This is a genomic window from Corynebacterium pilosum DSM 20521 = CIP 103422, assembly GCF_000373805.1.
GTDB lineage: Bacteria > Actinomycetota > Actinomycetes > Mycobacteriales > Mycobacteriaceae > Corynebacterium > Corynebacterium pilosum.
In genome coordinates this window covers 1-21,749 of sequence record NZ_KB892439.1, presented here as the reverse complement: position 1 = coordinate 21,749, position 21,749 = coordinate 1, and the positions used below count along the sequence as shown (strand labels likewise).

18 protein-coding genes, 2 tRNA genes and 1 pseudogene are annotated in these 21,749 nt (G+C 60.4%); 15 read left to right on the top strand and 6 right to left on the bottom strand.

Translation table 11 applies throughout. The features are described from left to right. From B097_RS0101610 to B097_RS0101585, 6 genes are all read left to right on the top strand, one after another. Positions 1 to 195, top strand: coding sequence for a YbdD/YjiX family protein (locus B097_RS0101610; RefSeq protein WP_018580785.1), 195 nt, complete (start codon positions 1 to 3; stop codon positions 193 to 195). Between the two features lie 52 nt (positions 196 to 247). Continuing rightward, a complete protein-coding gene (locus B097_RS0101605; protein ID WP_018580784.1) occupies positions 248 to 1,264 on the top strand; it encodes a 3-isopropylmalate dehydrogenase in 1,017 nt (338 codons plus the stop codon). Between the two features lie 91 nt (positions 1,265 to 1,355). Further along, on the top strand, positions 1,356 to 2,876 hold the full coding sequence (locus B097_RS0101600) for a cell wall-binding repeat-containing protein (protein ID WP_018580783.1): 1,521 nt from the start codon (positions 1,356 to 1,358) through the stop codon (positions 2,874 to 2,876). A 46-nt stretch (positions 2,877 to 2,922) separates the two neighbouring features. Next, a complete protein-coding gene (locus tag B097_RS0101595) occupies positions 2,923 to 4,779 on the top strand; it encodes a DUF294 nucleotidyltransferase-like domain-containing protein (protein ID WP_018580782.1) in 1,857 nt (618 codons plus the stop codon). After that, on the top strand, positions 4,779 to 5,363 hold the full coding sequence (locus tag B097_RS0101590) for a 3'-5' exonuclease (RefSeq protein ID WP_018580781.1): 585 nt from the start codon (positions 4,779 to 4,781) through the stop codon (positions 5,361 to 5,363). Before B097_RS0101595 ends, B097_RS0101590 begins: the two co-directional genes overlap by 1 nt. A gap of 21 nt (positions 5,364 to 5,384) precedes the next feature. After that, on the top strand, positions 5,385 to 6,176 hold the full coding sequence (locus B097_RS0101585) for a fumarylacetoacetate hydrolase family protein (RefSeq protein WP_018580780.1): 792 nt from the start codon (positions 5,385 to 5,387) through the stop codon (positions 6,174 to 6,176). Between the two features lie 41 nt (positions 6,177 to 6,217). Here the strand turns inward: B097_RS0101585 and B097_RS13050 are convergent, their stop codons facing one another. From B097_RS13050 to B097_RS0101560, 5 genes are all read right to left on the bottom strand, one after another. Further along, the gene (locus tag B097_RS13050; RefSeq protein ID WP_147287129.1) at positions 6,218 to 8,047 is read right to left on the bottom strand and encodes a hypothetical protein; all 1,830 of its coding nucleotides are present in this window, start codon (positions 8,045 to 8,047) and stop codon (positions 6,218 to 6,220) included. A 33-nt stretch (positions 8,048 to 8,080) separates the two neighbouring features. Continuing rightward, entirely contained in the window at positions 8,081 to 8,692 is a 612-nt protein-coding gene (locus B097_RS0101575; protein WP_018580778.1) for a DUF3558 domain-containing protein, read from the bottom strand. Positions 8,693 to 9,072: 380 nt separating this feature from the next. Beyond that, positions 9,073 to 9,684, bottom strand: a complete 612-nt coding sequence (locus B097_RS0101570; protein WP_018580777.1) for a DUF3558 family protein — start codon at positions 9,682 to 9,684, stop codon at positions 9,073 to 9,075. A 110-nt stretch (positions 9,685 to 9,794) separates the two neighbouring features. Then, the gene (locus B097_RS0101565) at positions 9,795 to 10,910 is read right to left on the bottom strand and encodes an isochorismate synthase (protein ID WP_018580776.1); all 1,116 of its coding nucleotides are present in this window, start codon (positions 10,908 to 10,910) and stop codon (positions 9,795 to 9,797) included. 91 nt (positions 10,911 to 11,001) lie between these two features. Next, a complete protein-coding gene (locus B097_RS0101560; RefSeq protein ID WP_026254223.1) occupies positions 11,002 to 11,964 on the bottom strand; it encodes a choice-of-anchor M domain-containing protein in 963 nt (320 codons plus the stop codon). Positions 11,965 to 12,211: 247 nt separating this feature from the next. Between B097_RS0101560 and B097_RS12280 the strand changes: the two genes are divergently transcribed. From B097_RS12280 to B097_RS0101515, 9 genes are all read left to right on the top strand, one after another. Further along, the gene (locus tag B097_RS12280) at positions 12,212 to 13,756 is read left to right on the top strand and encodes a TIGR03773 family transporter-associated surface protein (RefSeq protein WP_018580775.1); all 1,545 of its coding nucleotides are present in this window, start codon (positions 12,212 to 12,214) and stop codon (positions 13,754 to 13,756) included. After that, positions 13,756 to 15,321, top strand: coding sequence for an anchored repeat ABC transporter, substrate-binding protein (locus tag B097_RS0101550; RefSeq protein WP_018580774.1), 1,566 nt, complete (start codon positions 13,756 to 13,758; stop codon positions 15,319 to 15,321). Before B097_RS12280 ends, B097_RS0101550 begins: the two co-directional genes overlap by 1 nt. Continuing rightward, positions 15,321 to 16,283, top strand: a complete 963-nt coding sequence (locus B097_RS0101545; RefSeq protein WP_018580773.1) for a choice-of-anchor M domain-containing protein — start codon at positions 15,321 to 15,323, stop codon at positions 16,281 to 16,283. The genes B097_RS0101550 and B097_RS0101545 overlap by 1 nt, the downstream gene beginning before the upstream one ends. Beyond that, positions 16,283 to 17,020: an anchored repeat-type ABC transporter ATP-binding subunit gene (locus B097_RS0101540; RefSeq protein ID WP_018580772.1), complete on the top strand. Its 738-nt coding sequence runs from the start codon at positions 16,283 to 16,285 to the stop codon at positions 17,018 to 17,020. Before B097_RS0101545 ends, B097_RS0101540 begins: the two co-directional genes overlap by 1 nt. Next, complete coding sequence (locus B097_RS0101535; protein WP_018580771.1) at positions 17,017 to 17,883, top strand: anchored repeat-type ABC transporter permease subunit; 867 nt, start codon at positions 17,017 to 17,019, stop codon at positions 17,881 to 17,883. Before B097_RS0101540 ends, B097_RS0101535 begins: the two co-directional genes overlap by 4 nt. Next, a complete protein-coding gene (locus tag B097_RS0101530) occupies positions 17,880 to 18,938 on the top strand; it encodes a hypothetical protein (protein WP_018580770.1) in 1,059 nt (352 codons plus the stop codon). Before B097_RS0101535 ends, B097_RS0101530 begins: the two co-directional genes overlap by 4 nt. Positions 18,939 to 19,001: 63 nt before the next feature. Continuing rightward, entirely contained in the window at positions 19,002 to 20,489 is a 1,488-nt protein-coding gene (gltX, locus tag B097_RS0101525) for a glutamate--tRNA ligase (protein WP_026254221.1), read from the top strand. Between the two features lie 160 nt (positions 20,490 to 20,649). Next, positions 20,650 to 20,721: transfer RNA gene (locus tag B097_RS0101520), tRNA-Gln, on the top strand. Between the two features lie 24 nt (positions 20,722 to 20,745). Beyond that, a tRNA-Glu gene (locus B097_RS0101515) sits at positions 20,746 to 20,818 on the top strand. A gap of 116 nt (positions 20,819 to 20,934) precedes the next feature. On the opposite strand, the pseudogene B097_RS12275 reads toward B097_RS0101515, so the two are convergent. Next, a pseudogene (locus tag B097_RS12275) lies at positions 20,935 to 21,588 on the bottom strand (transposase family protein); the annotation flags it as partial. Positions 21,589 to 21,749: the final 161 nt, after the last annotated feature.

Below are 21,749 nucleotides of genomic sequence, written 5' to 3'. Positions count from 1 at the left end.
ATGGTCCACGCGCTAGCAAAAGCCACGGCCTCCATCTCCTGGTACTTCAAAGAACTGATGGGGGACAACGACTACAAGAAGTACTGCGCCCACCTCGCCACACACCACCCAGAGGCAGAGGTGCCCACAGAACGCGAATACTGGAAACGGCGCTGGGCACACCAAGAAGCAAACCCGCAGGGACGCTGCTGCTAAGCTTTGGGCAATAAAACCTACGGTGACAACGGTTGAAAGGACTTCCCGAAAGATGAAGATTGCAGTCATTGGTGGCGACGGTATCGGCCCCGAGGTCATGGCCGAGGGTCTCAAGGTCCTCCACGCGGTACGAGACGACATCGAAACCACAGACTTTGACCTGGGCACGCGCCGCTACCTCAAGAACGGTGAGTTGCTTACCGACGATGACCTGACCAGCCTGCGCGAGCACGACGCCATCCTGCTCGGCGCTATTGGCGACCCGGACAAGGTCGCGCCGGGCATTCTTGAGCGTGGTCTGCTGCTGCAGATGCGTTTCAAGCTTGATCATTTCGTGAACCTGCGTCCTTCCAAGCTGTACCCAACCGCGGTGAGCCCACTGTCTAACCCTGGCGATATTGATTTCGTCGTGGTCCGTGAGGGAACCGAGGGTCTGTACTGCGGTAACGGCGGTACTCTGCGCCAAGGCACCCCGCACGAGGTGGCATCTGAGGTCTCCCAGAACACCCGTTTCGGTGTGGAGCGCACCGTGCGCTACGCGTTTGAGGCGGCGATGAGCCGGAACAAGAAGCTCACCTTGGTGCACAAGACCAACGTGCTGGTCAATGCGGGTACTTTGTGGCAGAACACTGTCAATGACGTGGCCAAGGAGTACCCAGAGGTAGAGGTGGACTATAACCACATCGACGCGGCCACCATTTACTTGGTGACGGACCCGCAGCGCTATGACGTGATCGTGACGGACAACCTGTTCGGTGACATCATTACGGACCTGGCCGGTGCTGTTGCTGGTGGTGTGGGCTTGGCGTCTTCGGGCAATATCGATGCGTCCAAGGCCAACCCGTCGATGTTTGAGCCGGTGCACGGGTCCGCCCCAGACATTGCTGGGCAGGGTATCGCGGATCCGACCGCGATGATCTTGTCTGTCGCGATGATGCTGCGCTGGCTTGGCGATGAGGACAATGCGGTGCGTATTGAGGAAGCAGTGTCCGCCGATGTGTCCGCGCGTACCGATGCTGCTGTGGTGACCACGGAGGTCGGTGACCGGATCGCGGCTGCGTTGCAGTAGGCTGTAACCACCGTTGTCTTATGCGCCCTTGCTAATGTACACGGCAAGGGTGCTTTTGTTTTGTCATTGATTTCCCATTGAAAGGTTTGACATGCGCCGACTTTCCCGCAGCGCTCTCGGAGTAACCGCCCTCGCCCTGTCTAGTGCCCTCGTTCTGTCGTCGTGTAGCGGCGATGGCAACGGTGCAGGATCTGGTACCAATGGCAGCGCTGACGGCCAGAGCGCTGATGGCCGCCCCGTGCTGGAGACCAATGGCCCAGAGGTTCTGGAAGACTCAGATGGGACCGGCGTCGAAGTGTCTGAGCGCCTCTTCGAGGAATCTGACACCGTGGTGGTCGCTTCGTCGAAACGCGAGGACCAACTGCACGCTGCGGCCATCGCAGTCAAGCTGGGCGCACCGATGCTTGTTCGCCACTCCGGCACCGATGAGGCTGTGGACGCGGAGATCGAACGCCTGGGCGCGGATCGCGTGATCAACGTGCCGGCCAGCGGCGAGGATGCCGACGAGGAGCTGGAGGCAACAAAGCCTGTAACCGTCCCGCCTGAGTCTGATGCTGTCACGGAGATCGTGGCGCTGGAGCCGGGCGAAGAGCGGGATCTTGCCATGCCGCCGATGTTCGCCACCGACGTGACCTCCCTGGCTGCGGCGGCTACGGCGAACGCGGCCGGTGCTGACATCGAGGTCCTCGATTACGCGGATCCGCGCATGACCTCTGAGTCCATGAAGACCGTGACCGAGCAGGACACCATCGCGCTGGGGGCGCAGTGGGGCTCCGACGAGGACTATGCGGAGCGCGTCGAGCTGGCCAACAATGGCGAGCTTCCAGGCGGCGGCGGGCTGGTCTTCCCGGGCCGGCGCATGATTGCGCTGTACGGTCATCCGTCCGGCGACGCGCTGGGCCTAATGGGCGAGCAGCCCCCGGCCGAGGCAGTGGAGCGGCTGAAGCCGATCATCGAGGAGTACCAGCAGTTTGAGGACCAGCCTGTGATCCCGGCGTTTGAGATCATCGTGACGGTGGCCTCCGAATTCCCGGGTGAGGACGGCGACTACTCCAACGAGGGCGCGCCGGAGGGCTTTATCGGCTACATCGACGCGATCACCGAGGCCGGCGGTTATGCCGTGCTGGACCTGCAGCCAGGGCGTGCGACCTTCCTGGAGCAGGCGAAGCGCTACGAGGAGCTGCTGAAGCGGCCGAACGTGGGTCTTGCCATTGACCCAGAGTGGCGCATTGGACCAGATGAGCTGCCAATGCAGCGCATCGGTAACACCACTGCAGCAGAGATCAACGAGGTCTCGCAGTGGCTGGCGGATCTGACCCGCGAGAATAACCTGCCGCAGAAGGCGTTCGTGGTGCACCAGTTCCAGCACCAGATGGTGCGCGATCGCGACCAGGTGGACACCTCCCATCCTGAGCTAGCGTTCGTGCTGCACGCCGACGGCCACGGCACCCCAGACCTGAAGTTTGAGACCTGGAACGCGCTGCGCGAGGGACTGTCCGACGAGTGGTTCATGGCGTGGAAGAACTTCATCGATGAAGACACCCCAACCTTTACCCCGCAGCAGACCTACGAAACCGTGGATCCTCGTCCGTGGTTCGTGTCCTACCAGTAATCCAGTTTTGCTGTTAGAGGGGTCACAAATACGCTAATGTGACCCTATGACTGTTGAACTCGACGAGGTCCGCGGTTTCCTCGCCGACCACGAACCCTTTGCCTATCTTCCGGAAGCAACCCTGGATGCGTTGCCCGGACAGATGGGCATTATTTATGTCCGCCGCGGCGATGAGATCGTGCCGCTCGGCAGTGTGAACGACACGTTGTACGTGATCCGCTCCGGTGCCGTCGATATCGTCAGCGAGGATGAGTTACTGCTTGATCGTCGCGACGCGGGCCGCAATTTCGGCTATTCCACGCTGGTGGGCGAGCCCGAATCGCTGTACCGCATGGTCGCGGTGGAGGACAGCTTGTTGCTGACTATTCCCCGCGCGACGTTCACTTCGCTTATCGACGATCACCCAGACCTTGAGCGCTACTTCACCACGCAGTCGCACCGGGTCCGCGCCGCCGCTGATGAAATTCGCGACGATGCCACCGCGGAGGTGCTGCGCACCCCAATTGCGGAGCTGATCAGTAGCCAGTCTTTGCTGACCTGTGCCCCAGAGACGACTGTGCAGGAGGCCGCCACCTTGATGACGGCGGGCCGTGTGTCCAGCATCATCGTTGTCGATGGCGAGGCGATCGTCGGAATTCTCACCGATAAGGATCTGCGCACGCGCGTGGTGGCTGAGGCCCTGCCTGTGCAGACCGCCGTGTCCGAGGTGATGACGACGAACCCGCGCACCATCGACGCATCGGTCTTGACCTTTGAGGCCATGCTGGTGATGAGCGAACTCGGCGTGCACCACCTCCCGGTCATTGGCGCCACGGGCAGTGTTGATGGCATCTTGACCAGCGGTGACATCTTCCGCCAGCTGCAGACCGACCCGATCTATCTGGCAGCCGACCTTGCGCGCGCCGACTTGGACGAACTGAGTGGCGCCTTTGAACGTGCCGGCGAGGTTGCGTCCAAGTTCCTTGACCGCGGCGCCAGCGCGGAGGAAGCGCACCGCCTGATGTCCAGCGTGGCCGACACCATCGCGCGAAGACTTATCGAACTTGCGGAAGAAAAGTTCGGCCCCGCCCCGATTCCCTATGCGTTTGTGGCCGTGGGGTCCCAGGGGCGCAAGGAGATGGGCCCCGGCTCCGACCAGGACAACGCGCTCGTGCTGGATGATTCTTTCGACGAGGCTGCTCACGGCCAGTACTTCGCAGACTTCACCCGCTTCGTGTGCGAGGGTCTTGGTGCCGCCGGCCAGAAGTTGTGCCCGGGCGACATGATGGCCTCCAACCCGAGCTGGCGGATGACCGCAAGCCAGTGGAACGACACCTTCACCGGGTGGGTCACAGCCCCTGAGGCAGAAGCCCTGCTGAACGCGCAGATTTTCTTCGACATGCGCGCGATCGCCGGTGATGAATCGCTGGCGGAGCAGGTGCACGAGAACGCGGTGCGGGCCGCTGCCCGTTCTCGCCGCCTGCATGCGCATCTAGCGGCGCTGTCAGCCAGGCGCGAGCCACCCATCGGTTTCTTCCGCGGTTTCGTTGTGGAGCGCTCTGGGGATTATGCCTCCACGCTGGACATCAAGAAGGGTGGCACCGCGGCAATTGTGCAGATGGCGCGCCTGTATGCGATCGTGGCGGGTCAAACCGTCGTCGATACGCGCGCGCGTTTGGAAGCCGCTTCCGGCGATAGCGTATCGACGAAGGGCGCAAGCGAGCTGCTCGACGCGTTCGCGTACCTGCAGACGCTGACCGTGCGCCACCAGGCCGCGCAGGTGCGGGCGGGGGAAACCCCGGATTACAGGATTGAGCCGAGCAAGTTGTCCTCGCGCGATCGTGATAATTTGCGCGATGCGTTCGGTGTGGTCAAGTCGATGCAGAACGCGCTGGCCTCGAAGTATCCTGTGAGGACGATCTGATGTTCGGCCTGTTTCAGCGTGGGGCCAAGCGCACGCTTATCGACGATCACTTCCTCGCTATCGATGTGGAAACCACGGGGTTGAAACCAGGCCGCGACCAGCTGGTGTCGGTGGGGTGGGTGCCGGTGACTGATCGTGTGATTGAGCTGGGGAAGGCTGGGTACCTCGTCGTAGAAGGTGCGGTGGTGGGGGACTCGGCCACAGTGCACGGCGTGACCGACGATGATGTTGCCCGTGACGGACGCCCCGCCGAGGAGGTGCTCGCGGCGGTGCAGGAAGCACTGGAAGGCAGGCGGCTGTTGGCGCACTTCGCGCAGATGGAGACTGGTTTTCTCTCGCAGCTGCATAAGCGCGTGCATGGTTCGGCCTGGAAGTTTCATGAGGACGAAGTGGTGGACACTTTTGCGATGGAGCGCCGCCACATGGAGCGCATGGCTGCCTATCCGCGTGGCGAGGATCTGCGACTGGCTCGGGTGCGTGAGCGTTATGGGCTGCCGGCCTATCGGAACCACAATGCGTTGACCGATGCGATCGCGTGCGCGGAGGTGTACCTGGCGATCACCGCCCATCAGGAGCAACGGTAGTGGTGGTGTAAGCTACAGCACATGCGTTTTGGACGAATTGCCACACCAGAAGGAATGACGTTCGCGGTTATCGATGATGACGCGACGACCGCCAAGCAGATTGCAGGAACACCATTTACTGAACCTGAATACACGGGGAAGCAGTGGAACCTGGACGAGGTCCGTTTGTTGGCGCCGATGCTGCCCAGCAAGATTGTGGCCATCGGCCGCAACTACGCGGACCACGTTTTGGAGGTCTTTAAGGAGTCGGCTGAGCACCTGCCGCCGACCCTGTTCTTGAAGCCCCCGACAGCCGTTGTTGGCCCTGAGGCAGCAATTAAGATTCCGGACTTTGCCACGAAGGTGGAGTTTGAAGGTGAGTTGGCGCTGGTCGTTGGCACGCCGTGCAAGAATGTGCAGGCGAAGGACTGGCGTAGCGTGATCCGCGGCGTGACCATTGTCAACGATGTGTCTTCGCGTGATCTGCAGTTTGCTGATCACCAGTGGGCGCGTGCGAAGGGCATCGATACGTTCTGCCCGCTGGGCCCGTGGATTGAGACGGACCTGGACAAGTTTGAGCTGGACAACCTGCCAATCAAGGCGCACCTGACCCATGACGGTGAGCGCAAGACTTTGCAGGACTCCAACTCTGAGCAGATGATCATGAGCTTTGGGGAGATCATCGAGTTCATCACGGCGTCGATGACCTTGCTGCCTGGTGATGTGATCTGCACCGGCTCCCCGGCAGGAACCGCCGCCATGGTGCCTGGTGACTACATTGAGGTAGAGATCCCAGGCCTGGGCATTTTGGGCAACCCCGTCGAGCGCGCCTAAGAGTACAGCCCGCGGTATCGGGGTCTGGGTGCTCAGCGCCTTTAGCGGTCGGGGCGTGGTTCGCGGACCCACGCCCCGATGACACCCGGAATCACCTCAGGGCCTTCACCGAGGAGCGCTTTGAGGTTGCCTTCGCGTTCCACCGCGCTTGTTTTGATTCCGCGTACCGAATTCGATGTACCACCATGCTGGTTTCCGCCCCGGCCGGCACCCATCATCCCGCCCATCGGCACCCCACCACGGCTCTGATTGCCGCCATGACCGGCAGAGCTAGCGTGGCCTGCGGCACCGGCGTAGCCAGCACCCGGGGCTGCGTGAGGTGTTGGTTTGCCTACCGCACCGTGCGGGCCGGCCCCGCCGAGAGCGCCCTGCGAACCAGACATCCCCGACGCACCCGGCAGGCCTGGCGCACCTGGCATGCTGCCGGAACCTGTCAGACCGCGACCGCCTGTTCCGTATCCGCCGCTGATTCCTGACGTGCCGGGCGCCCCGGCACGACCGTGACTACCGAAACCTGCTGTACCACCTGTGTTTCCCACCCCGCGTCCAGCACCTGCCATGCTGCCAGGCACCGCGGTACCCAGGCCATGGCCCACACCGCCGGTACCTACACCGCCAGGCCGTGACGCAGCACCAGCAGCAGTTGTTGGCACACCGGCTGCACCCACACTTGTTGGGTTAATCTGTGGAACCGTTCCCGTCGGTGGGGCACCAGGTGTTGCGACACCTGGTCCACCGAGACCAGAATGTGCTCCCGAGTTGAGCGTGGGTGGCATACTCGGGGCCGCAACAGACGCAGTTGAGGTCGGGGTTGCTCCTGCCACAAGCGCATTGAGGTCATCCATACCCGCCCGTTGAAACTCTTCAGCTAACTGCTGAGGGCTGCGCATCCGGGCCTGTTCGGCCATACCGATATGTTCCATTGCTTCTTGAACGACTGACGGCAGAGGCATGTCCTGCCATGCGTTGAGGCGGGCCCCTGCGGATTCACCAATCGAACCAACACCTCCTGCTGACAGCCCAGACGGATCAAGTGCAGAGGGCAGTAGTTGGGTAATGGGTGGAATCGCAGGTGGCAGTGCTGCAGCAACAGTTGCCGGGTAGGACGCCAGGTAGGCTTGCTCGAATGCTGCAGCGGCATCGGGGCGGGTTGCTAATAGAATCGCGTGGGCTTTGGCTGCAGCCATGACTTGTTGGCCTAAAGCAAGGCTGCCGGTGCCGAGGTTGGTGGTGGTCGCACCCATTGTTGTGGTGTTGGCAGCAAACACAGCCCCAGCGCTTTGCAGAGTACGAATCGTGGTGATCGCATTCGCGATTGCTTGGGTATCTGCGGAACTATCTAAGTCAGCGATCACGCCGTTGAGTGAGTCGGCTGCGTTAGCGACTTTTGCGGACAATGCGTCCCAATGACCTGTCATCGATGTCGGAACGCCGTAGTTGGTGGCGCTGTACTGTGCTGCCAGTGCTGGAAGTGAGCCTGGATGGGCAACACCTGGTGGGGTGATTGCAAATGGTGTGGTTTCTGTATCGACGATATCGGCGACGTGGTTCTTGGTCAGTAGTTCTGCTCCGTCGGAGCGTAGTCCGACGGCCCCGATCAGCTGGCTGATGTTGGTGTCTGCGTCGATGACATCGACGAGGTTCTGGCGTAGTTGTGCTGCAATATTGGAGAAGCGGTTGGCAAACGCTTGCTGTGACTCGGCACCGTTGTCATTGATGACCCCACTGTGTGAGTCACCGATCTCTTTCAGCCCCGAGACGCTAGTGAACAAAACACCGAGAGGAAGGGTAGCGCTTCCTTCTGCGGCGGCGAAAGTTGTAGGCGCTACCTCGAGTTTTGAAATTGCCGCCGCGAGGTCGGACGGCGTCATATGTAAATTGTTTCCCCCGATTGTCATTATGTTTTATCCCTCTTGCAGTTTTTCCAGTGTTAGGATCGCATTTTTGCAGTGTTGTAAGCTTTCCAATTTCTGAACTCCATCCGAAAAAAGAACACTGAAATTTCCCCGGTTAGTAGAGACAACTGCGCTACAGTTGTTACTCCCGAAGTCGTCTTCTATAAAGAGGAAAACGTTAGGAATTTTTGACGAGGCATTTTCGTCAATTACCGTCGCCTGTGATTCGATCGTGGTCTTGCCAGTAGCGCTTCCTCCGATCAAGATTCCATATTTCGCTGGGTCATGCTCAAGAGTGCCCACACAGTAAAGTGCGGAATAATTACCCTGCGGAATCGTCACCCCGTCAGTCTCAAGTCCTGCTTTTGCGAATTCTTCATCAGAGATTTCTTGGCATGGGTCGAATACGTCCGGGTAGACCTCCAGCGGATCGAATGGCCCAAGTTCCAAAGTGCCGGATTCGAAATGAAACGCATCGACAGTCTGAGTTTCAGGCTCTGGCTCGACTACCTCGGTGACAACCTCGGTCTCGACAGCGACATGCTCCGCGTCGCTACCTACCGAACAAGCAGGCAGCAACAACGACAGCGCAACGACAACAGTACCAATTCTAAGCTTCATGACCCTTCCCCCGAGTATGTTTCACCGGCGTCCATTATCCTGACACAGTTGCAAGGTCCTCGCAGAACTTACAGTCGAAACTAAATGGGCCGGGTGCCTGCCTCGATGACGTCGACGAGGTTTTTGGCGTAGCTGCGCTGCGTTATTGGAGAAGCGGTCGGTGAATGCTCGTCGTGACTGTGTCCCTTTGTCATCGATGACGCCACTGTGTGATTCGCCCATCTCCTTCAACCCTGACACAGAGGTAAACACACTACCTGTCGGTTCTATAAAAGTGCTGGAGAGCGCTTTAAATTCTGTGGCGGGTACACCCAGTTTCGAAATGGCTGCCGCCACATCGTGTGGAATGATGTTTAGATTTTGTCCCCCGAAAGCCATTATTAACTCCTTGGTAGATTCTCGATAACAGTTTTGGCGATTTCACAATGCGCTCGGACTTCTTTGCTATTTAGAGTGTCCGCAGATCCAGCAATGACGTGGCCTCGAACCGTCGAAATGGCTGCGCTGCAGCTATTTCCAAGGGATTTGTCCGCTTGGTAAAACAGCATGTCAGGATATATCTTTGAATGCTGGTCATTTAGGATTTCTGTCTGCTCGAAAATATCCTCCCGAGTAACGATATTTCCAGACAAGAAAACTGCGCCTTGTGAGCCTCCATCAATGGGATGCAAAATGCATGTTAAGTGTGTTGCTTCGTGATACGGCACCGTCACCCCGTCGGTCATATAGCCCAACTCAGCGAATTCTTCGTCAGAAATTTCCTGGCATGGGTCGAAGACGTCTGGATAGACCTCGAACGGATCGAATGACCCAAGCTCCAACGTGACGGATTCAAAATGAAACGCATCGACAGTCTCAGCTTCGGTCTCCGGCTCGACGACCTCAGTAACAACCTCGGTCACGGCAGCGGCAGGCTCCGCGTCACTGCCCGCCGAACATGAAGGCAGCAGCAACGACAGCGCTACAACAACAGCACCGATTCTGAATTTCATGACCCTTCCCCCCCGAGTACGTTTCACCGGCACCCCTCATCCTGACACAATCGTCCAGCCCCCGCAGAACTTGCCACTACAACTTAGCGGCGTGACTGTGCAACCTTGAATCAGAGCCCCAGCGAGCGCATGATGGTGCGCAGCTTCGCCGTGGTTTCCTCGAGTTCGGTCTCTGGGTCCGAATCCGCGACCAGGCCACCGCCGGCCCACGCCCGTGCCATCGTGCCTGCCTCGTTAACTTCGGCGCAGCGGATCGCCACCATATATTCGCCGTCACCGGACGCATCGCACCAGCCGACCGTACCGGCATAGAAAGAACGATCAGACTCCGCCGTGACGATAAGCGCCTCAGCAGCGTCACTCGGGGTTCCGCACACCGCTGGGGTGGGGTAGAGCAGGCTAGCCAACTCCAAAGCGTTCGGCGCAGGGTCTTTCAGCACACCTTCAATCGGCGTGGCCAAGTGCCACATCTCATTCGTGCGGTCCAACTGGGGGCGTTCAGCGATCTGCAGATCAGAGCACAGCGGTTCCAGGATTCGTCGTATGTGCTCGACGACATACGCGTGCTCTTCGTGGTCCTTTGCCGAGTTGGCGAGGGCCTGGCCGGCGGCGGCGTCGGCATCCGCGTCGTAGAAGTTGCGCGGCGCGGAGCCCGCCAGCGGATAAGAGGTCACGCGATTGCCCTTACGGCGCACGAGGACCTCGGGGGAGGAGCCGACAAACATGTGGCCCCGCTTCCCGGAAGGTGTCAGATCAGCGATGAATCCATCGCGGGTATAGGACAGATCGATCAGGCGCGCGGCAACCAAACGCGGATCCACCGGCGGATCGAATTCAATATCAACTGCGCGGGCAAGAACGACCTTTTCCAGCAGTGAGCTGCGGATCGTCTCCACGGCGGCTTCCACTCGTCGTAAATGTTCGGAAGGCTCCGGGTCAAAGCCATACACGCTTGCGCTTAACGACGAGCCCTCGCCAACTCTGTAGTAGGGGTGCGGCTCGAGGGTTCCGGATTCACGAATGATGTTCACGGGGACGGTCAGTGCCGCCGGCGCATCCTTGTCGAAAGGAAGCGCGCCGACGACCATCTCTACTTCGCCCTTGTTGAGGGCTTCGATGGCGTCCCATGTGACGGTGAATGCGTGTTGGCAGCCTTGGGTGCGTACAGAACCGTGCGCGCGCGACAGTAAGAAGTCGGGCGCGGTTGACGGTCGATTGGCACACATAAGAAAACAGTTTAGCTTTATGCCTATCAGTGCCGAAACTGTGGGCCGTGGCCGCTTGAACTGGGAGGGGAAAGTTCAAGCGTCCAGGATCCTAGAAAGGCAGATTGAACTGCTTCCCTAGCTCCCGCAATGGTCCACCGAGGGCGGCGAGGGTACCTGCCAATGCGAGCAACACGGCGGCCACCGCAGAAATGGCGATGGCTGTGGTGCTGGAGCCCGCGTTGTTCTTTTGCGGATCGTCCCTGTCTTCATCCTTGTCAGGCTGCGGAGCGTCCGGCTCGGGAGCGTCCGGTTCTTCTTGAAGTGCCGGGTTCAGGCAGGTGTTCACGGCATCATCGCCAATGAGGAAGGTCAGGGTGTCGCCTTCCGACGAGACTTTGGTGCCGTCCTTCAACGTGCCGGAGTAAGACACCTCGAGTTCATATACACCGGGGTGAGAGAACGCCCAATGCGAGTGCACGTGGGCAGCGTAGGTGGTGTTGATGGTGTAGTCCTGTTTGGTTGAATCCACCAGCACTTCGCCGGGCGCACCCCAAGCACCGTCCGTGAACAGACCGTAGGACGCACCTGCAGGGATGTTCTTCGGCTTCAGATGAAGGTCGATGGGGCCGTCGAATTTGTCATAATCAACGCCCATCGTGTTGTAGCCAGGCCACAGGATGTCGTGCTTTTGTACTAGCGGCAGGTAGTAGAACGGAGATTCCTGATCGCCCACGAACTTGTACGGCTCGGTTTTGAGGTAGGAAACAGGCTTAAAAAGGGCGTTGTCATAGATGCCGACGAGGATATCGTCCAGATCGCGATTCTCCAGAGGGCTGCCATGGATTGCCGTTTCATCCTTGATTTTTACGTCGACATCGTTGTTCTCGTCGAGAAGCATCTGAATGTCGATGTGGCCGTAGTCCAACAGCAGCTTGTCGTCGCAGGTCTTCTGGGTGTCTGGTGTCGATTTCGGGCCGAAGTCTGCCGCGAATGTGGTGGGGGCGGTGATGCCGGTGAAGGTGAGTGCCGTTGCTGTAGCGATGGTCAGTGAGCGGCGAGAAATCCGTCTCATAATGAAAAGTCCTTTCAGTAGGTTTACAAGTAGATTAATGAATCCTGATCTCAATAAGAGTTTTCTGTCGAATCACTGCACGTCAGGGAGGGGTGACTCCCCCTTTTTGGGGGCGGGAGGGTTCCGTCAATGATTGGTAATGAACGTCGTTAGCAATAGTGTGGGGTGGGAATGAGTTTCATTAATGGAGGATGGGATGAACAGATTGAATCGTGGCGCGATACTGCCACGCAGACTTGTGCCACTTATGGGAGCGCTTCTTCTGGCGCTGATGCTTATCCCGCTTCCGCAGGCGCGAGCACAGACGCATACCTTCGACACCGGCCACGTCGACGCGTTCAACGTGACCAGCCAGAATGGGCAGCTCACCTTGGACTTAAAGGAAGATGTCACCGGTCAGCATGTCCGACGTGACCCTGCCGATGTGGTGCTCCACGTCAAGGAGGATGCGTGGACGGAGCAGACGGCTGGGATCATCGGCGAGCCCGCATACTTCCTGCCACAGTCGCAGGATCAGAACCTCATCTGGCCAGGGTGGGACACCTTGGGTGCACAGGAGGACTTCGGGGCGGTGGACATCAACTTCCTCGAGGTCACAGGTCCTGGCGATATTCACATGTGGATCTCCGGGGCGTTCGGTGGCGGGCAGTCCCCGCTGACCTCCGGGGATACGCAGTTGACCAGTGGCTCGACCATCCGCCAGGAATCGCCTGCGCACGTGCACACCAACTGGGCGTTTACCCAGCCGGGCAGCTACAGGATGGTCGTTCAGGCCACCGGCGTGAATAAGTCAGGCAGCCACGCGGAATCCAACCTCGCCACCTACACCTGGACGGTCGGGGAGTCTGGCAGCACGCCAAGCTCTGATTCCACCACGCAACTAAATGAAACACCTAGCACCGCGACTGCGCCAAAGAGCAAAAGCTTCAACGGCAGTACACCCGTAACTTCGGCAGCGCCCCAGAAGCAGTCACAGGCGCAGCCGCAGCAGGGTTCGTCGACAAGCACACCCGCACAGAAATGCACGCCCGCGCTGCGCCCCATGGTCAAAGATGACCGCCAGCAGCCAGCCACGTGGGTACAGCCAAGCGAGCTGACCTTCGGACTCGGCAGTGCCGCGCAGACTGATCTGCCGATGGCGATCGGGCCGGTCCAACCCGGGCCGGTGCACATGATCGGATCCACACAGGTCCCCGGTGTGCCATGGCTGGGCGCGAACACGCAGCACCCTTCGCTGATCGAACACACCACCGGTGAAGTGACGTGGGAGCTGACCAGCTTCGAAGGCCCTGGCAACATGGCGGTATACACACAGGGCAACCTTGGCCAGGTGGTCGGTGAGGAATGGTTCACGGCCACGCCGGGCAAGCCTTCGGGCAGCCACACCGTGCCTGCTAATACGCACGTGCACCCGAACTGGGTCTTCAGCAAGCCCGGCACCTACAAGGTGGGGATCACTCAATCCGCCACGCTGAAAGATGGCGGAAAGGTCAGCGAAGCAGCCACCTTGACTTTCAACGTCGGGGGCTCCGGCAATGCCGACGACGGCCACTTCGATTTCGGCGCAGTCATCGATCCGGAAGGCAGCTGCGCCGGTGCTGGTGGCGGGGCTGGCGGCACCGGTGGCGGCACCGGTGGTGGCGCGGCCGGTGGGGGATCGTCGTCAAGCGGCGGCCAGCTGGCAGACACTGGCGTGACAAGCATGACTGCTGCGCTGGGGATCTTGGGGCTCGGTGTCATCGTGCTCGGCGCTAGCTACATCTACTCCGCGCGAATTCGCCAGGAGTTTTAGTGCGCGCATCAGCAATTCTTGGCCTGGTGGCCTGCGCCAGCGTGCTCGCCGGCTGTACGGCGAGTACTGCGGCGCAACCATCGCGCACCGATGAGATCACCGACGTGGTGGCCACCACCCCGATCGTCGCCGACCTCGCACGCAACGTTGCAGGTGACCAGGCGCGGGTCACGCAGATCATCCCTAACGGGTCGGATCCACACACCTTCGAGCCGACCCTGCGCAGCGTACGCAACATCGCCAATGCGGATCTTGCACTGGTCAACGGGCTCCTCCTTGAACCCCAGGCTCTCAGCCGCACGGTGCAGGCCACAGTGCCTGAGTCCACGCCAGTCATCGAGGTGGCCGACGACATCTCCCGCCACGGCGGCCAGCACATCGCGCTGGTAGAAAACGTGGCCCTGGACACTGTGTGGCTAGGCATGCGCGTCGACGGTTACGGCCAGGCGCACGGGGGATCGTCGACAAGCGACATCGCGCTGCGGGCCACCGACGTGCGCGGGCCCGGCGCGGCCAGCGCCTATGTGACGGGCACGTTCGGCACACCCGAGGTGTACTTCAATTCGCGCGACGGGCTTAACGACGAGGACGTGGCCCTCCTTGCACCCAACGCGCACACGCACGTGAGCTGGGCCTTTAGCCAGCCCGGAGTCTATGAGTTGGATTTTTCTGCGGATCTGCGTGCGCGTGCCGACGATCAACCCGTGCCAGTGGGGTCCACGACCATCACTGTGGCAGTTGGCGTGGATCCGACCACGCTGGGAAAACCTGTGATTGATGCAGGCCATGTCGATGTGACAGTCGATGCGGATTCTGAAGAGATCCTGCTGGTGGGCGATGCGCCGGAAGGAACCGAAACGCGGCACCGCTACGACCCCGCCGACACCGTGATCGCCGTGCCGACGAGCACTCTCCAAGAGATTCCGGGCGAGCCCGCCTACCGCTTTCTGGGCAACCCGGGCGATGAGACCTATGTGCTGCCGCAGGCGGTGCTGGGCAAACACGTCCACGGTGAAGTTGACCCGCACGTGTGGCACTCGGTGCCCAACGCGGTGGCCATGGTGCAGGTCATTCGTGATGCGCTCAGCCAGGTCGATCCCGCCGGGGCGGCTGCCTATCACCGCAACGCGGACGCCTATATCGCCCAGCTTGAACAGGTGGACCAGACGATGCGTAGTGCTGTCGACGCAATCCCGCCAACTAACCGCAACCTGGTGACCACCCACCACGGCTACGCCTACCTGGACGAGATCTATGGCTTGGAGGTCGCAGGCTTTGTCACGCCGAACCCGGACATCGAACCCAGCCCACGTGACCTGATTGCGCTTACCCGCACCCTGCAGAACCTGCACGTGCCCGCCGTGTTCCTGGAGCCCGCGCAGGCCATGCGTGAGACCGAACTCTCGCTGACGGCCGATCGGCTGGGCATTGCCACCTGCCCCATCTACGGCGACACCTTCGATCCTGAAGGAGGACCAGTGAACAGCTATATCGAACTGATGACCGCCAACGCCGAGACTTTCGAACGCTGCCTTGGCACCGGAAACTCAAGGAAGGACCACTGATGACCACACGACTTCTGGCCACCCTGTGCGCCACCACCCTCTTGGCCGTGAGCACCACTCTCATGCACGCCACCCCTGCCACCGCGCAGACCGATCCCGGCCTGCAGCAAACCGTCGAGGCCGACGAACAGATCGCACCCGAAGGCGAGCGCACTGTGATCAGCGCTGGGCACGTGGACCTCGGCCCCCAAGTCATCGACGGCGAGCTAAAATTCCTGGCCCGCGACGACACCTCGGTCCCGCCGGTGTGGCGCAGTATCGATGATGTCGTCTTTGAGGTCGGGCAGGCGAGCGCCCAAACACTCCCAGAGGAAGCCGGAAATGAGTTCGACTTCACCGGCGCCCAACCAGGCGACACCGTGTGGGCAGTACCCCAGACGGAAGTTGCCTCCTTGCCATGGCTGGGCTGGAACACCCAAGCCCCATCGCTGCAGAGCCTGGACATCGACAGGGGAGTTACCCTCGAGTTCGCCGGCCACCAAGGTCCCGGCCAGTTCAGCCTCTTTCTGCAAAACGGCGGGTTCGAGCCACCACAGGTTTTGTGGAACTCTGCCGCCGAAGGCACACAGCCCCTGTTCGTGGACATGAACACCCACACGCACGCCAACTGGGTCTTCACAGAGCCAGGCGTGCACCTGGTGGGCATCCGCGTGGTCGTCCCTCTGGTCGATGGAACCGAGCGTATCGACGAGCGCGTGGTCCGCTTCGCCGTCGGAAACACCGCGCCCGAGGAGGCCTTCGCAACAAGCTGGGACACCTCCTCAGGCACCAGGACTGACAGTGACACCGTGGGCGACACCGACGCTGAGAGCGCCGAGAGCCAGGACAGCGAACTCCCCGTCGTTTGGATCGGCATCGGCCTTGCGGTGGTGGGCGTACTCGCAGCCATCGGTGCTGCAGCCGTGGGCTCGAAGAACTCCAAACGCAAACAGGCCGCCGCAGCACTCAAGGAGGACAAATAATGGGAGTGCTAGAAGTACACAACCTCGAAGTCGACCTCTCCGGACGCGCAGTAGTCAAAGGCGTCGACCTGACCGTGGACGCCGGCGAGTTCGTCGGCCTCGTCGGTCCCAACGGCGCCGGCAAAACCACCTTGTTACGAGCCATCCTCGGCCTGATCCCAATCCGTAGCGGCCAGGTCATCGTCGATAAGCACACACGCTCCACCGCACGACGCGAACGCATCGGATACGTGCCCCAACGCCACGAATTTGCGTGGGAGTTTCCCATCGACGTCCACGACTGCGTGCTCAACGGACGCACACGCCGCGCCCGCTTTACCGCAACCGACTATGAAGCCACAGCCCGCGCCCTCGAACGGGTCAACCTCACCCCGCTGGCCGATCGCCCCATCGGACAACTCTCCGGCGGACAACGCCAACGCGTCCTCATGGCTCGCGCCCTTGCCACCGAACCTGCGGTATTGCTTCTCGACGAACCCTTCACCGGACTCGACCTGCCCAGCTCAGAGCAACTGCTCGAACTATTCTCCAATCTGGCAGCACAAGACGTAGCCATCATCATGAGCACACACAACCTGGCCGAAGCCATGCACTCATGCCACCGCCTGGTGCTGTTCAACGGGCAGATCGTCGCCGACGGCGCGCCGGGCACCCTGCGCGATCCCGACGTGTGGATGGACACCTTCGGTGTGTCTGCGACGTCGCCCTTGCTGACCACCGTAGGAGCGCACCTGTGATTAGCGTTGTTGATTTCTTGGCCGACCTGACCAACCCGTCGCTGGCATTCTTACCGAAGGCGTTGCTGATCTCCATGATCGCGTCTGCAGTGTGTGGCGTTGTGGGTACCCATGTGGTGCTGCGCGGCATGGCCTTTATTGGCGACGCGGTGGCGCACTCCGTGTTTCCCGGTATCGCGGTGGCGTTCGCGCTCCAGGTGTCGGTGTTGGCCGGTGGTGCGGTCGCCGGCGGTGTGGTGGCGATCCTCATCGCTGTGCTGTCCCAGCGCCGCCGAATTAAAGAAGACACGGTGATCGGCATTTTGTTCGCGGCCGCTTTCGCTTTGGGGCTGGTGATCATTTCGCGCGTGGAGGGCTATACCGCAAGCCTGTCCAGTTTCCTGTTCGGATCCATCACTGGTGTGACGAATGCAGATATTACGGTGGCGGCGATCGTCGGCACGCTCATCGTGGCGGTGATTGTGGCATCCTCCCGCGAGCTGACCGCGGTGGCTCTTGACCGAGAGACCGCCCGCGCAATGAACCTTCCCGTGTTCTTGCTGGATGTGGTCTTGTACCTCGCGGTCACCTTCGCGGTGGTGATTAGCGTGCGCACGATCGGCAATATTTTGGTACTGGCGTTGCTGGTCACCCCGGCAGCCACCGCGCGGCTGCTCACCAACACTCTGTCGACGATGATGTGGCTGGCATGCGCGATCGGCGCGGTGGGGTCCATCGCAGGTATCTATTTCGCGTGGGCGATCGATCTTCCTGCCGGCGCAACCATCGTTCTCACGATCACCGCGATCTTCGCCGTGACGTGGTTGGTGACGGCAGCGCGCGAATCAACGGGGCGACCGGTACGACAGGAGGCAGTGGCATGAGAAAGATTATTGCTTTGTTTTTAGCCGGCGGGCTTACGCTGAGCGTCATGCCTGGGGCGGGCGCCGAGACACCTGAACCTCAGCTCGCCATTGTTTGTCACGATGACGGGTGTGAGGTCTTCGCGCTTGACGACGATCGCCTGCACGATGTCGCCCTCTTCACCGCGGACGGTACGACGATCGAAGCCTCCCTGGTCCCGGTGGGAGACGTGGAAGGCGAGCCGGACCGCGTTGAACTGACCGAGTCTGAGGGCCCGGGCACACTGACCGTGGAGACCGACGACGATGGCTCTGTGGAAATTTCAGCCACTGAACCCGGTGACTACCAGGGTGAGTTGGTGCTGAGCTCGGAAAGCAGTTCCTCCTCGCTAGCGTTCGGGGCGCGTTTCGGGAAGGCGTTGCTATCCGAAGAATCGTGGCAGGCCTGGGACGCGTGGGCAGATCAATCGCCCGAGGCGATCCGCGCCGACATCCTGGAGTGGAACAGCGAGATGAAGAAGCTCGACGCCGCTGCCGAGAAGCTGAACAAGCAGGCGAAGCAAGCTGACAACGACAAGCGCCGCGAAACGAATCGTGAAGCGGCCCGCAAGCACGGGGAGAAAACCCTGCAGGCGCAGGCTGCCGCGAGCGCAGCGGTTCCTTCAAGTGCCGCGGCCGTGGCACCGCCTGCAGCATCAGCCCCACAATCCGCATCAGCGCCGGTAGGGACGAGCCATGCTCCGGCAACGGGCGGCAGCAGTGTTGCAGGAGGGGCCGCCTCAGGAGGTACGGCCCCGGTGAGTGGTGGAACGCAAGAAACCGAGACCGGAGAAGAAACAGAAGAGCTGGTTGAAGAACCCCAGGTGGAAGCGGGGCAGGGGCAATCGTCGATAAGCGCGCTCCAAGCCGCGCCGGAGACCGAACCGCACCAGGCCGTGGCCGCTCAGCAGGACCGCTTCGTCGAAGGGGCGGTGCTTGGCGCAGGCATTATCGCGTTGCTGGTCGGGCTATTGAAATTTGCCATGGCGCTAGGGGAGGCCCGCGGGCTGCGACGCGCGACTGAACAGAAGGATTAGTCGCGTGCTCCAGCGGGAATGGTGAACACGGGCGGGGCAATCGCACGCGGTAGCATAGGGGCCATGACTGAAGTACGCGTTCGATTTTGTCCCTCACCCACCGGCACCCCCCACGTGGGAATGGTGCGCACCGCACTGTTCAACTGGGCCTACGCCCGCCACACCGGTGGCAAACTGATTTTCCGCATCGAAGATACCGATGCTGCACGAGACACCGAGGAGTCCTACTCGGCGATCATTGAATCGCTGCGCTGGCTCAACATGGGCTGGGACGAAGGCGTGGAGGTAGGCGGACCGCATGAGCCGTACCGCCAGTCCCAGCGCATGGATATCTACAAGGACATCCTGCAGAAGCTGATCGATGCCGGTGAGGTCTACCCGGCATACTCGACCAATGAGGAAGTCCAAGAGCGCCACAAGGCCGCCGGCCGCAACCCACAGCTGGGCTATGACAACTTCGACCGCGACCTCACCCAAGAGCAGATCGACGCCTTTGAGGCTGAGGGCCGCAAGCCCGTCTGGCGCCTGCGCATGCCGGACAAGACGTGGGCGTGGCACGACCTCGTGCGCGGCGACATGGAATTCAAGGCAGAGACCCAACCGGATTACGTGGTAGCGCGATCCAATGGCGCACCGCTGTACACCCTGGTCAACCCTGTCGACGACGCCCTGATGCAGGTCACCCACGTCCTGCGCGGCGAAGACCTGCTCTCATCCACCCCGCGTCAACTGGCGATGTATGAGGCCCTGCAGCGCATCGGGGTCACCGACTTCACCCCGGAATTAGCCCACCTGCCTTTCGTGATGGGCCAGGGCAATAAGAAGCTGTCGAAGCGCGACCCAGAATCCAACCTGTTCAACCACCGCGACAACGGCATCATCCCCGAGGGCATGATCAACTACCTGGCGTTGCTGGGCTGGTCGCTGTCCGCTGATCAGGATATCTTCACTGTCGACGAGTTCGTCGCCGCCTTCGACATCAACGATGTGCTGGGCAACCCCGCCCGCTTCGACCAGAAGAAACTGGAGGCGATCAACGCCGACCACATCCGCATGCTGGAGCCGGCCGACTTCGAGCAGCGCCTGCGCGCTTACCTCACCGAGTACACCGACTTCCCAGCCGATTACCCGGCTGAAAAGTTCACCGTGGCAGCGGAGCTTGTCCAGACCCGCATTAAGGTGCTTTCCGACGCCTACGGCCTGCTGAAGTTCCTGGTCACCCCCGACGAGGATCTGGAGCTGAACGAGAAGGCCGCGAAGAAGAACCTCAAGGACACCGCGATCGAACCTCTGGACGCTGGCATCGCGGCTCTAGAGGCGCTGGGCGAGGGGGAGTGGACCACCCCTGCGATCGAGGCAGCGCTGTCCAAGGCGCTCATCGAGGACCTCGGCCTGAAGCCACGCGTGGCTTTCGGCGCCTTGCGCGTTGGTATTTCTGGCGAGGCTGTCTCACCACCGCTGTTTGAGTCCATGGAGCTGCTGGGCCGCGAATCGACGCTTAACCGCCTCAAGTCCGCCCGCGAGCAGACCCCGTACCAAGCAGCTGAGTAAGCCAGCTTGATTTAGCGCTTCACGACGATGACTATAACCGAATTACATACGCGTCATTTTAGGTGCCTGAGCAGCCGATTTGTCGTTCTGTTGGGATTCTGGTTATAGTTATCACCGTTGTTCACAGCAAGGGAGAACAAACCCAGGCAGTGAAAAACGATGGCCTATGGTGTAATTGGCAACACAACGGTTTCTGGTACCGTCATTCTTGGTTCGAGTCCAGGTAGGCCAGCAGCAGAGCAATCTGCGTCCTAATGCCCCGTTCGTCTAGCGGCCTAGGACGCCGCCCTCTCACGGCGGTAACACGGGTTCAAATCCCGTACGGGGTACAAATTCGAGGCAGTCAGTGAATTTTCACTGACTGCCTTTTTTATTTTTCGGGTTAAGGGTCAAAATGTGGGTTAAGGGTCAAAATGTGTGTCTGGGTCGGCGTGTCGTAGGTGGGTTAGATCTGGCCTTTTTGGATGCCGATTGAATGTGTGTACTCGGTGTCGATAGCGTTGTCGTAGAGAGCTGGTCGTCCTGTTTCGTGGTCGGCTGGGTTCTCGTTGTGGGTCAGGAGTGAGACTTTGGCGAGTTGGTCCTGTCCCCAGTTGGATTGCCTGGCGATGTCTACTGGATCGTCAGGCAATTCTGTCTTTAAGTACAGCCACCAATCCAGCATTCGGCGTTGGTGTTCACCANTTCTGCCGCGATGTGTGCGCGTGAGGAGTTTTAATTGTGCGTTGATCCCGCCTTCGAGGCTGTTGGTGGTGGATTTGATGCGGTGTTTATCTAGCACGTTGTCGGGTGGGTCGAGGTAGACAAACAGCAGGTTACTGCGCCATAAGTGATTAAGGCTGTTGTATGCCTTGCGCACATTTGCATGTGTCCAGGTGCTTGTCCAGCGGCCTGTGGTCGGATCTTTGACCTTGGTCTTTTCGTTCATCCAGGTGCGGTAGAGGGAGGAGAATTCATGGAGTTGTGCACCCCAGGTGGCAGCGTCATCGAGTGTGGTGATGGTGGTTAGTTTTAGTGCTAGTTGGTAGATGGTGCGTCCGGCATCAGTGCGTGGGCGTGAGGTGGTGTAGCGGCGTACTACTCGTTGGGCGTGTAGGACCTGACCCCCCGTTTGGTAGACACCTAACATCCCAATATTCTGGGACTGAAAGGTAATCTCCACACCAGAGCGTGTCAAGTTGTTTGTGTGTGGGGCGTGATTATTAGAGGTAGGGCTCGAAGCGGTCAGGGTAAGCCACAGACATCTGGTTGATGGCCTGC